The 13,460-nt window shown below is 51.2% G+C and carries 13 protein-coding genes and 1 pseudogene; 3 read left to right on the forward strand and 11 right to left on the reverse strand.

Annotation, left to right across the window (positions count from 1 at the left end):
- Positions 1-44 precede the first annotated feature (44 nt).
- From J4377_RS12065 to J4377_RS12105, 9 genes and pseudogenes are all read right to left on the reverse strand, one after another.
- Positions 45-1,391 (reverse strand): ATP-binding protein, encoded by a 1,347-nt coding sequence (locus tag J4377_RS12065; RefSeq protein ID WP_038486091.1) that lies wholly within the window; start codon positions 1,389-1,391, stop codon positions 45-47.
- Entirely contained in the window at positions 1,388-2,089 is a 702-nt protein-coding gene (locus tag J4377_RS12070; RefSeq protein WP_038486094.1) for a response regulator transcription factor, read from the reverse strand. Before J4377_RS12070 ends, J4377_RS12065 begins: the two co-directional genes overlap by 4 nt.
- 183 nt (positions 2,090-2,272) lie before the next feature.
- A pseudogene (locus tag J4377_RS12075) lies at positions 2,273-2,694 on the reverse strand (DUF6691 family protein).
- Positions 2,695-2,704: 10 nt separating this feature from the next.
- Positions 2,705-3,166 carry a YeeE/YedE family protein gene (locus tag J4377_RS12080; protein WP_038486097.1) on the reverse strand — a complete coding sequence of 154 codons (462 nt, stop codon included), beginning with the start codon at positions 3,164-3,166 and terminating at the stop codon, positions 2,705-2,707.
- 18 nt (positions 3,167-3,184) lie between these two features.
- Entirely contained in the window at positions 3,185-3,376 is a 192-nt protein-coding gene (locus J4377_RS12085) for a DUF2892 domain-containing protein (RefSeq protein ID WP_038486099.1), read from the reverse strand.
- Between the two features lie 27 nt (positions 3,377-3,403).
- A complete protein-coding gene (locus J4377_RS12090; RefSeq protein ID WP_038486102.1) occupies positions 3,404-4,270 on the reverse strand; it encodes an MBL fold metallo-hydrolase in 867 nt (288 codons plus the stop codon).
- A gap of 342 nt (positions 4,271-4,612) precedes the next feature.
- A complete protein-coding gene (locus tag J4377_RS12095; protein WP_253485750.1) occupies positions 4,613-5,833 on the reverse strand; it encodes a glycosyl transferase in 1,221 nt (406 codons plus the stop codon).
- On the reverse strand, positions 5,830-6,789 hold the full coding sequence (locus J4377_RS12100; RefSeq protein ID WP_253485751.1) for a mannosyl-3-phosphoglycerate phosphatase: 960 nt from the start codon (positions 6,787-6,789) through the stop codon (positions 5,830-5,832). Before J4377_RS12100 ends, J4377_RS12095 begins: the two co-directional genes overlap by 4 nt.
- Before the next feature lie 348 nt (positions 6,790-7,137).
- Positions 7,138-8,151: an OmpA family protein gene (locus J4377_RS12105; RefSeq protein ID WP_253485753.1), complete on the reverse strand. Its 1,014-nt coding sequence runs from the start codon at positions 8,149-8,151 to the stop codon at positions 7,138-7,140.
- Positions 8,152-8,368: 217 nt separating this feature from the next.
- On the opposite strand from J4377_RS12105, the gene J4377_RS12110 reads away from it, so the two are divergent.
- From J4377_RS12110 to J4377_RS12120, 3 genes are read left to right on the forward strand one after another with little or no spacing between them, the layout of a single operon-like run.
- Entirely contained in the window at positions 8,369-9,034 is a 666-nt protein-coding gene (locus J4377_RS12110) for a hypothetical protein (RefSeq protein ID WP_051626520.1), read from the forward strand.
- A 4-nt stretch (positions 9,035-9,038) separates the two neighbouring features.
- Positions 9,039-9,632, forward strand: coding sequence for a FlgO family outer membrane protein (locus tag J4377_RS12115; RefSeq protein WP_253485755.1), 594 nt, complete (start codon positions 9,039-9,041; stop codon positions 9,630-9,632).
- A gap of 41 nt (positions 9,633-9,673) precedes the next feature.
- Positions 9,674-10,474, forward strand: coding sequence for a glycosyltransferase family 32 protein (locus J4377_RS12120; RefSeq protein ID WP_095604540.1), 801 nt, complete (start codon positions 9,674-9,676; stop codon positions 10,472-10,474).
- A gap of 130 nt (positions 10,475-10,604) precedes the next feature.
- Here the strand turns inward: J4377_RS12120 and glyA are convergent, their stop codons facing one another.
- Positions 10,605-11,870 carry a serine hydroxymethyltransferase gene (gene glyA / locus J4377_RS12125; protein WP_095604539.1) on the reverse strand — a complete coding sequence of 422 codons (1,266 nt, stop codon included), beginning with the start codon at positions 11,868-11,870 and terminating at the stop codon, positions 10,605-10,607.
- Between the two features lie 156 nt (positions 11,871-12,026).
- On the reverse strand, positions 12,027-13,418 hold the full coding sequence (locus J4377_RS12130) for a hypothetical protein (protein ID WP_253485757.1): 1,392 nt from the start codon (positions 13,416-13,418) through the stop codon (positions 12,027-12,029).
- Positions 13,419-13,460: the final 42 nt, after the last annotated feature.

The following is a 13,460-nucleotide window of genomic DNA, read 5'->3' on the forward strand; positions in this document are numbered from 1 at the left end:
TATTTACTAGTCGTAGCCCATTTACTGCGATGATGCAGCGAGAGCTATCGAATAGCCTCAGGTCTTTCTCGTTGCTCATCCCCTACCGTAGGAATGGTTAAATGGGCGCTAAACCCGCCGGCCTGGACATTTTCAAAATTTACCCAGCCCCCAAAACGCTCAACAATTGCCGCCACAATCGCTAAGCCCAAACCGCTACCTTGCTGCTTGCTCACGCGCCAGAAACGCTGAGTTAACTGCTTTAGTGTAGCGTCATCGACGCCGCTACCCTGGTCATGCACTGTGAACGTTACGTGACGCTGATCAGGGGTACACTGCACGCTTAGCGCGACAGGCTGCTCACTCGCCCCATGATGCAATGCGTTATCCAGTAAATTACGTAGTGCGGTTATTGCCAGCTCTCTAGGCATGGCAACGCACACTTGGGGTAATTGAGAGGGAAGCTGGCACTGCCCTGCAGTTGCCATGCTATCGGCGATCGCAACATCAACAATCTCACCTACCTGACTTAGCTCGCCATCATCAAAGCGCATGCGCCCTTCAACTCTTGCTAACGTCAGTAACTGGTCTAGCGTATGCGCTAGTCGAACCACCCCCGCCTCTGCGTATCTGAGTGATTCTTTCGCCGTTTCGCCGTCGGCTCGCTGCGCTACTTGAAGATGGGTTTTAATCGCCGTTAAGGGAGTGCGTAACTCATGAGCGGCATCGTTGGTAAAACGCTGTTCACGGACAATGGTTTGTTGGATTCTTACGAGTAACCCATTGAGCGTCTCAATCAACGGTTTAATCTCTTTCGGCACACCATAGGTAGATACGGGTGCCAGCGCTTCCGGATGACGACTGGCAAGCGACGCGCGCAGCCTGGTTAGCGGCGCAAAACCAAGCCAAACAACCACCCAGAGCGCAATTAAACTGCCCGTTAATGCCACCACAAACGGCACGACAGCGACGCGAAACACATCGCTAAGCAATATGTCCCGCTCATCCATCCGGTCGGCGGTGGTAATGACCAGATTGCCACGTTCATAGGTAAAGACACGCCAGGTAGTATCGCCTTCCTGCCGGTAAGCATGACCACGCTCACCCGGTGCCAGTATGGTTTCCATGTTGGCATGAGTACGGGCAATGATATCGCCACGCGGGGAGTGCACCTGGCAGGCCAACCCCTCGATGGGCGGGATAGACAAAGCGCGAGCTTGGCTCTGTTCCCAGACATCTTCAGGCAGTTGAAGCACGAGCCCGGCGACCATGCGTGCCGACTGAGCAAGGCGCTGATCGAGTGTTTCTACGAATTTTTTTTCTAAATCATTGAGCAACCAAGCCGCAGCAACACCCCATAGCAATGCCAATGTCACCCCCAGGGTAAGCAATAGGCGGGCTCGTAAACTCATTGCTGCCCCTTATGAGGCGTGCCTGGAATGTGGACAGCCTCAGGCTTGCCTAACCGATATCCCAACCCACGAACCGTCTCAATGATGCCACTGCCTAGTTTTCGACGTAGATGGTGGATATGCACATTCAGTGCATTGCTCTCTACATCGTCACTCAAACCATAGAGGCTATCTTTTAGCTGGTCGGCAGAAAGCACGCTGCGCGGCGAATGCAGAAAGGCCTCTAAAAGCACCAGTTCTCGGCGCGATAGCGTTACCAACTGACCGGAGACTCTCACTTCACGCGCATGAGGATCCAGCGTTAGCGCCCCATGTACCGTCATACCCTGGCTACGGCCCGATACTCGCCGAAGCAGTGCATGAAGACGGGCCACTAACTCGTCAAGGTCAAAGGGTTTCACCAGATAGTCGTCGGCTCCGCACTGCAGGCCGTCAACACGGTCTCGTACCGCATCCCGCGCTGTTAGCATTAACACTGGGGTAGCGTTACCTTGGTCACGCCACGATTGCAGCAGTTGCAAGCCGTCGCCATCGGGAAGACCGCGATCAAGTATCACAACGTCACTTACCACTGACTGCATGATTTGTCCCGCTGCTTGAATCGTGGACACATGATCGACGACAAAGTCGTACATCATTAAACCGGAGCGTATTCCTGATGCGACCAATGGATCATCTTCAATGAGCAAGACGTGCATGACGGTTTTCCTTTTATTGCTACCAGCATGGCAAACGCACATTAACCCAACATTAAGCTAGCGGGCTGTGCCATAAACTCATTTACCAAAGCTCATTTACCAAAGCTTATTTACAAAAGCTCATTTACAAAAACGCCCTTGCCTAAAGAGACAAGGGCGATAACAGTGGTTTATACATTAACGCTACTGGCTAATACGTTTTGCGATAAACCAGCCTGCCACCATCGCGGCCAACAACGCCAATAACGGCAATGAGATCCCACCGATGGAGGCGATGGCAGGGCCAGGACAGTAGCCAGAAAGCCCCCATCCAATGCCAAATAGCGCTGCCCCCCCAGCAGCTTACCGTCTAACGCTTGCTTAGTTGGAAGCTGAAAATTAGCGCTAAACAGCGGCTCGCCACGTGCAAATACCAACCGATAGCCCACAAACGTTGTGCCTACCGCACTGCCTAGCACGAACATCAGCGTTGGATCCCAAGCGCCGGCTACATCAAGGAAGCCAAGTACACGGGCAGGATCAGTCATACCCGAGATAGCTAACCCAAGCCCGAATAGCAAACCAGCGATATAGCCAGCAGCGGTTTTTACTGTTGCACTATTCATATCACGCGCCTCATACACCACCTCCAATCATATGACGCATCACATAGACCGTGGCCACCGCTGTGAGTAGAAACACCCCAGTGGCGGCCATAGAGCGGGGGGATAAGCGTGCCAAACCGCAAACGCCATGGCCGCTGGTACAGCCGCTGCCAAGCCCAGTGCCTAACCCAACTAACAGACCGGCTATCAACATTAGCGGCACACCGCCAGCTGGCGCACCGATCACCGCCCCGGGAGCATCGGCAACGTTGCCTAGCCCGCCTCCCATTGCCATGACCAATAACGGGCCACTCACCAGCCCGAACAAAAAGGCTATGCGCCAAGCACTGTCGCCTTTAGGTCGCTGGGTTATTAAGTTCCCAATAATGCCGCTAATACCGGCGATGCGCCCCAAGGCTCCCATCAACCACACAGCGGATAAGCCTATCAATACACCACCAACGAGCCCTTGCAGGCTTGCTATCCAGTCCACAGGTGTCTCCTTGCTGTGTTAATGCTTGTTTTTACAGGTTGAGATGCCCAGCAGAGGATACAATGGGCAAAAATTAAACAGCCCAGTGGCGAGTGGTACGACGCCAATCCATCCCCATGCGCCAATGGTGCCGGTAAGCGCCAGTATGATCAGAATAAGACCAACTACGATTCGTGCCACTTTGTCGATACCGCCGACGTTTGCTTTCATTTTCTGCTCCTCGATAATCAATATCAGTTAAAAACGGTTGATAGGGACTTTTAGATAGACAACGCCATTGTCGTCGGCAGGCGGCATCTCGCCCGCGCGCATGTTGACCTGTACAGAGGGAATAATGAGCTTAGGCATGCCTAGCGTGGCATCACGCTCCGTGCGCATTTTCACGAACTCATCTTCTGAAATGCCTTCATGCACATGGACGTTCGCATCACGCTGCTCTGCCACACTGGTCTCGTGCTGATAAACGTCTCGGCCTGGCGCTTTATAGTCATGACACAAAAACAGCCGCGTTTGCGTCGGCAGTGCCAACACCTTTTGGATAGAGCGGTACAGCGTACGTGCATCGCCACCGGGGAAGTCACAGCGTGCGGTGCCGTAATCTGGCATAAACAGTGTGTCGCCAACGAAGGCCGCGTCGCCTATCACATAAGTAAGGCAGGCAGGCGTATGGCCTGGCGTATGAAGCACGCGCGCTTGAAGACTGCCAATGGTGAACGTATCGCCTTCATTAAACAGAGCATCAAATTGGCTACCGTCCCGAGCAAACTCAGTCCCTGCATTGAATGCTTTACCAAAAATTTCCTGTACGTCGACAATGTGCGCGCCAATCCCAGTTTTTCCACCTAGCATTTGGTGTAAATAAGGCGCCGCAGAGAGGTGATCAGCATGTACATGGGTTTCTAAAATCCACGTTACTTCAAGGCGGTTATCGCGAATGAATTCAATGATCTCGTCAGCAGAACGTACATCCGTATGCCCCGCGGCATAATCAAAATCCAGTACCGAATCTAGAATAGCGCAGGCATTACTATCTGGATCCTGCACCACATAGCTAAAGGTGTTAGTGGGCTCATCAAAGAAGTGAGTGACAATCGGGTGTTGCATTCTGTGCCTCCCGCTAATGGCAAGTAATGATGTTGCTATGCAACCATCATAGACCATAAAATGTTATATGTTTATACTTATTTGGAATTTAAAACGATTTCTTGAGCATGATCAATATTGCTCGTCGGCCAATAGCCGCGAAACAAAAAAGCACCTCGCTGCCAACGAGGTGCTGTGAAGAGAATGACATGGTCGGTTAAGCGAAATTCATCAGCTTCTATCGACTTAAAGCCTTATACACTTTGAGACTTGATACGCTTAAAGGCCCGATAAACTCAAAGCACTTATAAACTTAAAGCACTGATAAACTTAAAATTTATAGAAACAAACAAGCATTGAGCGTTAAACCTTACCCTGATTATCAAGCTCTACCGCTTCATGCATACGGGCTAGCACATCAGGCATCGCCGCTTGTACACGGTTCCAACTGGGAATAAAGGGGCGTTCACGAGGGTTATCTAAAAACAGATTGCCAGCTTCTAGCAAATTGCTGGCAAATAGCTCAACTGCCTGTTCTTCACAGTGGCGATCTAAACTTAGTCCATTCATCGTCGCGTCGTGATCATAGGCTTCAATGAGGTCTAAGGCTAAACGGTAGTAGGTTGCTTTGAGCGTCCGGAAATCTTCGCTGCTAAAGCTAACCCCTTGGGTAGCCAGCTTACGATAAAGCGCTTTTGCGATATCCAGACTCATTCGGTTCAAGCCACTGGTCGCATCCTCTTCACTAACGGGCTGATGCTTATGGTCATAGGCGTCGGCAATATCGACCTGACATAGCTGACGGTGTGAGTAGTTGCGCTGCAACTCGGACAGTACGCCGATTTCCAACCCCCAATCAGCGGGAATTCGAATGCCCTCTAGCACATCACTGCGCATGGCAAATTCACCAGATAACGGGTAACGGAAGCTGTCTAGATAATCCAAATAAGGTAACGGACCACAGACAGTTTTCAAGGCACGTAGCAGCGGCGTCACCATCAACCGAGAAACACGCCCATTGAGCTTTCCTTCGGCGATACGCGGGTAATAGCCTTTACAAAAACTGTAATTAAAACGGGGATTCGCGACAGGATACATAAGGCGCGCTAGAAGGCCACGGTCGTAGGTAAGAATATCGCAATCGTGAAGACCAACGGTGGTGGAGCGACCTGAACTAAGCACATAGCCAGCGCAATACCATACGTTTCTTCCTTTTCCTGGCTCTAAAGCCCCTAAACCATGACTTTCTAATTCTTGGTCGATAGCACGTAAACGCGGGCCGTCATTCCATAGAATTCGAGTGTGCTGGGGCAAGCGTGAAAAGAATTCCCGTGCATATAAAAATTGACCGCGGTCTGCTCTGTCCAAACCAACGACAATTTCATTGAGGTAAGGCACTTTCACCAGCTCATCAACAATCGCCGACAGCGCAGGCCCTTCCAGTTCAGAAAAAAGCGAGGGTAAAATTAGTCCCATTGGGCGACGTTTGGCAAACTGGCAAAGCTCTTGTTCAAGGGCTTCAACTGGCCGGCGCGTTAAGTTGTGAAAATCGGTTATCACACCATTTTGATGGAAATCACTCATACGCTAGCCTCCCGTGGCTTGTAATCTGATGCAGCGGCGTCATTCACTGGCGCCATTTCTAGACGCCCGTCATCTCGCCCCCACCAGTGGGCTACCCCCTCAGCCCAGCCAGTTGGCCCAGTTGCATTTGTTCGATATAACGCGCTGTTGTGCGGCTCAACGTTAAGTGCGTGGCAACCTCGAATCACCACAGCTTGATCGACAGTTTCCAGCATAGTGATATCGTTTGGGCCATCGCCCAAGCCCAATGAAAGTGGCGAACTGCCTCGTAATGCAGTAAATCGCCTGATTAGCCACTCTACCGCTCCACCTTTGTCAGATAAGCGCCCAATCACATGCCAAAAGCGCCCCCCTTGCGTAAGTTCAAGGCCATCGCCTTCAAGCGCAATACGAAACGTTTCAAGTGCGGCTGCATTATCTTCCCAAATAAGCGGCTCACTCCCCTCCCGCTGACGCGCTGCTTTCGCACGGGTTTCATCAAGCCCAGTTAACGCCATTACCTGTTGAAGGCTTAAGTCGCCCATTCGAGTAAACCGAATCCCCAGGCGCTTACGCCAAACGTTTAGTCGCGCTTTAATGAAACCACTATCAACTCCGGTGTGTTTAATAACGACGCCATCTCGGCCATTACCAGGGCGATCTAAACGCGCATGACACCAACCTGGCGGCAGACCAATAACAGCACCATTCTCGGCAATAAAGGGGGTCGCCGTTAGCCCAAGGGCTTCTCGTAGGGGAATGAGTTCAGCGCGAGTTTTACTGGTAACCGGAATGACCGGAACCCCTAGCTGTTTAAGGCGGGCAAGCCAGGGCTTGGCAGGTGAGAAATCATAACTGTGGTGATCTAGTAATGAACCGTCCAAGTCGGTGACTACCAAACGCGGTTGAAGCACTGGGTCTAAGTCGCTTGGTGACTGAGCATCACTGGGCAACGCAGTACGCTTGTATTCGGTCATAGCACCACCCTTTTGCAATCTTAAAAGTCGTTACACACGTCCACTTTTAGATGAGCAACCAAGCAGTTTGTATGCCAATACAATTTTATTTTTAATAATCAAAAATTTAACTCATAAAAAGCAGCCACTTTCTTATGAGCCCCAAAACAACGCAACTTCGGCGCACCAAAATAGCGCGCGAATAAATTGAAAAAAATTCGACAAGCCCTTGGAAAAAGCTCATAAATAGCTATACTGAAATTGTACCCACTGGCAACCTTGTACACCCCTCACCTGATGCCAGTGGGCTGCAGTGAGCCAAGCCCTTTCATACCCGCCTCCCCCGGCGGGTTTTTTTTGACTTATCCCCTAGTCCACATGAATAACCACCTCAACGCGACGATTTCGCGCTCGCCCTTCGACAGTATCGTTATCTTCTAGCGGCTGAGTTGCGGCTAGTCCAACGGCTCGCAAACGCTCCGGAGCAACCCCTGCGGCTTCAAGTGCCTCAACGATCGCAATCGCCCGCGCACTTGAAAGCGCCCAGTTGGACGAAAACTCTGGGGTATTGATAGATTGGCTATCGGAGTGTCCCTCTACCCACACTTCCCCCTCGAAGCGCTGGATGGTATCCATCAATGACCCTACTAACGATGAGCCACCTTCTGTCAACTGAGCATCGGCAGAGGGAAATAGCAACCGATCTTGTACACGCAGGCTGATACCTTCAGCGACTCGGGAAACTTCAACGCCTTCCAGGTTAGGTAGGTACGTCGAAGCCTCCACACGCTCAGACAATCTCTCATCAAGTGCTAATGCGCTATTAATCGCCACGTCAGATACTTTTTGTACATTGATAGGTGGACGGTCGGTGAGCACTACCATGTAATCGGCCAACGGCGAAACAGACTGACGCTCATCGGTGGGCAGTAGCAACTGCGGAAGCCTACTATTGGCAGTCAATGGCTGGGTATCTATCGATACTTCTTCAATCCGCGCCAATAAAGGAGGCACCTCCACAACAGCAGTGCGAGCTTTAGGCAACCCTGCCACACCCAACGCAGCGCTAATCGCAAACGGGCTGAGCGTATCACTGCTAGGTGATACGCCGAGTACTGTGCGCTGCTGACGGGCTTCAGCAAGCGCATCCGGCAAGGGTATTTCTCTAGCAGGTGACGACTCATAGCCGTACTCATCGGCTGTTTCTTGCTGAAACAATGATGGGCTTGTCACATTAGCCGCAGCAATAATAATGACGAACAGGGCTACCAGTAGCGTCATGATGTCAATATAGCTAATCATCCAACCGCTATTACTTTCATCTTCTGGATAAGCGGTTAGCAATGAATCATGACGCGGACCAGCGCGGTGGTCTTCAAGCATGGGTGTTTTCACTCATTCAAGTTTTTAACCTCGTGGCCGATCTAGGGTAAGCGTGGCAAACTAGTCTATCAAAAGCCGTTTCGTAGCGAGAAGGAACAATCAGGTGCGCACCCGACCTATGTCATCAAGAGCTCATTTATTAAGAACTGAGCCATCATCGACCCAATCGTCCATTGGCCGACTATTTCGCCCTGTCGGCATTGGACTGGCGAGCCTGATGCTAAGCGGCTGCTTTTATGCCAATACATCGCAGGCTCCCATTGCGACTACCTATCCTTATAGTGAGCAGCAGCGCATGCAAGCGGCCCAGCACTGGGAAGTGCTAGCCCAACACGAAGCGGCTGGCATTCTTCGCAATGAACGGGTTCGCTTTAGGGATCTCCATATCCCAGCACAAGAGCATACGTCAGTTAGCGCCTATTACGGTGGCGAATTTGAACGTGGCTTTCGCACGCTATTAACAAGCGAACTGGTGTCACGCGGGGGAAGCGTGATGACGCAACCCAACACTGGCGGTGCCACCGTTCAAGTGGACGTAGAAGTTGTTGAGCATCGTGACCGCGGCTATATACGCCCACCGTTTGGTGCATACACCGCCCTTGCCGGTGGCGTGACCGTGGCTAGCATGGCACTAGGAAACTGGAGCGAGCCTGCGCTTGCATTAATTCCCGCTGCGATGGTGGCAGATACGACCAGCGGCAGTTGGACTTATGAGGGCAAAGAGGAGGTTATCATCACTACCCAGATCGTTGATAGTGAACGCATTCTCTACTCCTCTTCTAATATTTATTACATAAATGCTGGTGACCGACGTCACTATGCGCCACATCGCGTTCCTCAAGCGCCTGCAACCCCAACTGTTTCTATCACCGATACTTGGTAATTACATGCTTTCACTCTCCCACTCTCTGGCTCCACTGCGCGGCTTAGCAGTTGGTGCACGTCTGCTTATCGTTGCGTTGTTTATGCTGTTTTTGGCTGGCTGCACTGCACTTGGCAATAACAATAGCATGCGAAATGCCGAGCCTCAGCCAGACCTTTCCGAACTAGCCCATGAAGCCGCCGCACAAATGGTGGCCAGCAATCCAGATCTTACACGCCATAGCCCGATGATTGCGGCTACCTTTGTAAGTATTGATAACTTAAGCCAGTCGTCTACGTTTGGCCGTATTAGCTCTGAAATTATGGCGTCCGCCCTCGCACGGCAAGGCATGCAGGTACGCGAAGTCAAAATGCGTGACAGTATGTTTATTGAAGAAACCGTTGGCGAATTAATTTTATCCCGCCAAGTCCAACGTCTTAGCGCCCAGCACAACGCACGCTCGATACTGATGGGTACTTATGCACAAGGCCAGGACTATCTCTATGTGAGTGCACGGGTAGTTCGCGCTGGTGATGCGATGGTGCTTGGCAGCGCTGACTTTAAGCTGCCGCTGGATAATAACACCCGAAGCTTATTGGAAGGCCAAGGCGGTTGGTAATCGATTCACCTCTTGCCGCGACACGAATGAAAAGGATGAACATGCCCACCCGCACAAGCAAACCACTTATCGTGGCCACTAGTCGCTTGATAAAGCTATGCGCAAACATTACCAAGCTGCTTAGCTATATTTTTCATGCCGTGCTGCCGAACAAGCGCTTCACGCTGCCAGCCTATGCCGCGCCTTGGCTGGCACCTAAAAATGATTCGACTATTCCACAGATTATTTGGCAGACCAACTTCACTAATAGAGTGACCCTTCCGGTTTACCTGAACTACTTGTTTAATCGTCTCATGGCTCCTCGTTTCGAATATCGTTTCATGATTACCGAGGCGCGGAGTGACTTCATTAAAGAAAATTTCGACGACACCCTATTCACCAGCTATTCAAAGTTACAAATTGGTGCGGCGCAGGCTGATTTTTGGCGCCTCATGGTGCTTTACAAATACGGCGGCGTCTACCTCGATATTGACGCACATGCCATCTGGCCGCTTTCCCGCGTTGTTCCTGCCAACATTGACGAACTCTATGTCACGACACGCAAGGGTGAGCTGAGCAATTACTTCATCGCCAGCAAACCAGGCAACCCCAACCTACGCAGACTGATTGATCAAGTGCAGCAAAACATTGAAGAGAACACGCTCACCAATGTGTTTGAGCTCACAGGTCCTGGTGTATTTATTCAGCTATTAGATCAACACACTGTACCCACGGTGTCTTACCGCCACGCCTGCAATCAAGGTAATTTCACGAACGAGCACTTCCAATACATTGATAAAAAAGCGGGCAAATGGACCAGAGAGCAGAAAAAAGTCAGCATCATTCGCCAAGAAGAGCCTTGATCTTCAGATCGACTTGATGCCAATAAAAAAGCGCTAACCTATATGGTTAGCGCTTTTTTTATCGCTTCTTGCTTTATCTCTATTTGCCATGCCATGCCACTACTATTCGGCCTGGCAAATTAAGCACATGTTACTTGTAAACAGGGAAGCGGCCACATACTTGGGCCACTTTATCGAGCACTTGGGCTTCGATTGAACTGGTGTCCTCACCTTTAGCAAGTACATCTAAGATGTCACAAATCCAACCGGCCAGTTGACTGCACTCATCTTCACCGAAACCACGGGTAGTAACGGCAGGCGTACCAATACGCAAACCAGAGGTCACGAATGGGCTTTGCGGATCGTTAGGCACCGCGTTTTTGTTCACAGTGATGTGAGCGCGGCCCAGAGCGGCGTCTGCATCTTTACCGGTCACGCCCTGCTTGATCAAAGACAGCAGGAACAGGTGATCTTCAGTACCACCAGACACGATATCGTAACCGCGGTCGATAAACACCTTGGCCATCGCCTGGGCGTTTTTAACCACCTGCTGCTGGTAAGCTTTGAATTCAGGCGCCATGGCTTCTTTGAAGCAGACTGCCTTGGCGGCAATAACATGCATCAACGGGCCGCCCTGGCCACCAGGGAAGACAGCAGACTGCAGCTTTTTCTCGATATCCGCATCGTTTTCAGCGGAGAGAATAACGCCGCTGCGTGGGCCACGCAGGGTTTTGTGAGTGGTAGATGTTACGACGTGAGCATGGGGCAGCGGGCTTGGGTAAACGCCTGCAGCAACCAAGCCAGACACGTGCGCCATATCAACCAGCAAGTAAGCACCTACTTCATCAGCGATCTCACGGAACTTAGCCCAATCGACAATTTGCGAGTAGGCAGAGAAACCAGCAATAATCATTTTGGGCTTGTGCTCGCGAGCAAGCTCAGCCACCTGATCATAATCGATCAAGCCCTGCTCGTTCAGCCCATACTGAATAGCGTTATAGTGCTTGCCAGAGAAGTTAGGCTTGGCACCATGGGTTAAGTGACCACCGGCATCCAGGCTCATCCCCAAGATGGTGTCGCCCGGCTTTACCAGCGCTTGGAAAACCGCGCTGTTGGCCTGGGAACCAGAATGAGGCTGAACATTCACGTAGGTCGCGCCGAACAGCTGCTTGGCATAGTCGATCGCAAGATTTTCAGCGATATCAACAAATTCACAGCCACCATAGTAGCGCTTACCTGGATAGCCTTCGGCGTATTTATTGGTCAGCTGGCTGCCTTGCGCTTCCAGTACGCGGGGGCTGGCGTAGTTTTCAGAAGCAATCAATTCAATGTGAGCTTCCTGGCGTGCAACTTCTTTTTGCATCGCGTCAAAAAGCACATCATCGAATCCGGCAATTGTCATATCGCGGCTGAACATCGGCGGGAACCTCGTTACAAAAGGATCATCATGGGGAAACTAGGGCGCTATCATAACGCAGCCTGACGCGACTTTCATCGCATCCGCGTCAGGTCGTGCATGAGCGTATTTCATGTTGCAGTCGTCATTAAAAAACTGACTAACTGGTCAACCGCGCTACTTTAGCTCAAAGGTGAGCGTAAACCGCTCAGCGCTCCCCATCGGGTTCATCATGAATTGGTTAAAAGTAAACGGATTAGGCAATGCGACATTGACCGTTAAGGCTTGGGAATGGCCAGCCATAATGTCGATCATCCCGGTCATTAATTTGGTTACTTGCGAGCCTAACAAGGGCTCAAGCTGACGAGCCTGCCCCACCGCCATAGAGACTGCTTGCGCTTCGGTAATATTCTCGTGCGCGGCGATCTCGGTAGTTAATCGCGGTAGCAATCCGTCATCGGTATAAGCCACAACGACCTCACCACCATGCAACGTGGCTGATTCAAACAATGCAGGGTTTTGCATTGCCTGCTCAATGGAAACGCTTTTTGGCAAACTGATCGGCAAATCAAGGCTGTATTCAATTCCTGCAGCACTACTCAAGCGCACATAGCCATCAGCGATCAAGCGGTCGGTTTCCCCCCCTTCCTCCCAGCGGGAATGACTGCGCCCGTCAGCCTGTAACTGACCACTTCCCCCTGTGAGTATTTTGTTAAAGGTTTCGAACTCTCGTCGTTGCTCGAGTGGCAATAAAGGCAGCAGCCCTCCAATATCAAAAAATGCGCCTTCGAAGCCTGCATCACCCACATAGGAATTGCCTTCTACCCAGGCGCTATCCAACGCTACGCGCCAACCATCCCCGGACAGATCCATGCCATTCAACGCGGCATGTTCCACGCTCTCTTCCCCAGGCGTATCAATTCCGGTTAGCTGCTCAATGCGCAAATTAGCGAGCGAAAGAACCGAACTAATCCCACTTTCCAAGTCATTAAAATCGGCACTGACGCCCTGCATATCGAACAAGCCAATGGCGCTACTGCTGACCTCTTCAAGCATGAGCGTTTCAATGTGCAACTGCCCCTCAAGCGGGGGAGAGTCTAGCTCACTAAAAAACTCATCCGCTGCCTCACCCTGTAGGTTTAGCGTGATGTCACGCGCATTCAGCGCCTTCCATACCATGCCTGGCGCACTCATTTCATCAATCGACGGCACTGCTTGCGAAGCGTTAGGCAATTCAATGGAGGCAACGCTGAGAAAAGGCAATGAGTTACCTGCCTCGCTAATGGCCATACCGTCAATGACTACATTGTCTGGACGATGATAGTCACCCTCAACGAGGTAACGTTCGATAGTAAACACATCGCCATTGGCATAAGTGATAGCAATATCCTCAGCGACAACAGCGTCAGGCTGCTCATACACTTGGGCAACTGTGAATGCGCTCGACTCACTACCTAGCCGCTCACGAAGCTCTGCTTCAAGCTGCTGAGGTGAAGCATTCACCGTACCGGAAAGTAGCAGCAACAAAACCCCAGCAGTAAGCTGGCGATGACCTACAGACACAGACATGTCATGACCTCCTTGTGAGAAGCGCTAAGCATAGCACTTGGT

The sequence above is a fragment of the Halomonas sp. XH26 genome, from assembly GCF_024138895.1.
In the GTDB taxonomy this organism is placed as follows: domain Bacteria; phylum Pseudomonadota; class Gammaproteobacteria; order Pseudomonadales; family Halomonadaceae; genus Vreelandella; species Vreelandella alkaliphila.

Excerpts from the sequence above, each read along its gene's own strand:
- J4377_RS12115 (WP_253485755.1), top strand. The coding sequence starts at position 9,039 with ATGCTTTCACTCTCCCACTCTCTGGCTCCACTGCGCGGCTTAGCAGTT.
- J4377_RS12100 (WP_253485751.1), bottom strand. The coding sequence starts at position 6,789 with ATGACCGAATACAAGCGTACTGCGTTGCCCAGTGATGCTCAGTCACCA.
- J4377_RS12095 (WP_253485750.1), bottom strand. The coding sequence starts at position 5,833 with ATGAGTGATTTCCATCAAAATGGTGTGATAACCGATTTTCACAACTTA.
- glyA (WP_095604539.1), bottom strand. The coding sequence starts at position 11,870 with ATGTTCAGCCGCGATATGACAATTGCCGGATTCGATGATGTGCTTTTT.
- J4377_RS12070 (WP_038486094.1), bottom strand. The coding sequence starts at position 2,089 with ATGCACGTCTTGCTCATTGAAGATGATCCATTGGTCGCATCAGGAATA.
- J4377_RS12085 (WP_038486099.1), bottom strand. The coding sequence starts at position 3,376 with ATGAAAGCAAACGTCGGCGGTATCGACAAAGTGGCACGAATCGTAGTT.
- J4377_RS12090 (WP_038486102.1), bottom strand. The coding sequence starts at position 4,270 with ATGCAACACCCGATTGTCACTCACTTCTTTGATGAGCCCACTAACACC.
- J4377_RS12130 (WP_253485757.1), bottom strand. The coding sequence starts at position 13,418 with ATGTCTGTGTCTGTAGGTCATCGCCAGCTTACTGCTGGGGTTTTGTTG.
- J4377_RS12065 (WP_038486091.1), bottom strand. The coding sequence starts at position 1,391 with ATGAGTTTACGAGCCCGCCTATTGCTTACCCTGGGGGTGACATTGGCA.
- J4377_RS12120 (WP_095604540.1), top strand. The coding sequence starts at position 9,674 with ATGCCCACCCGCACAAGCAAACCACTTATCGTGGCCACTAGTCGCTTG.
- J4377_RS12105 (WP_253485753.1), bottom strand. The coding sequence starts at position 8,151 with ATGCTTGAAGACCACCGCGCTGGTCCGCGTCATGATTCATTGCTAACC.
- J4377_RS12110 (WP_051626520.1), top strand. The coding sequence starts at position 8,369 with ATGCTAAGCGGCTGCTTTTATGCCAATACATCGCAGGCTCCCATTGCG.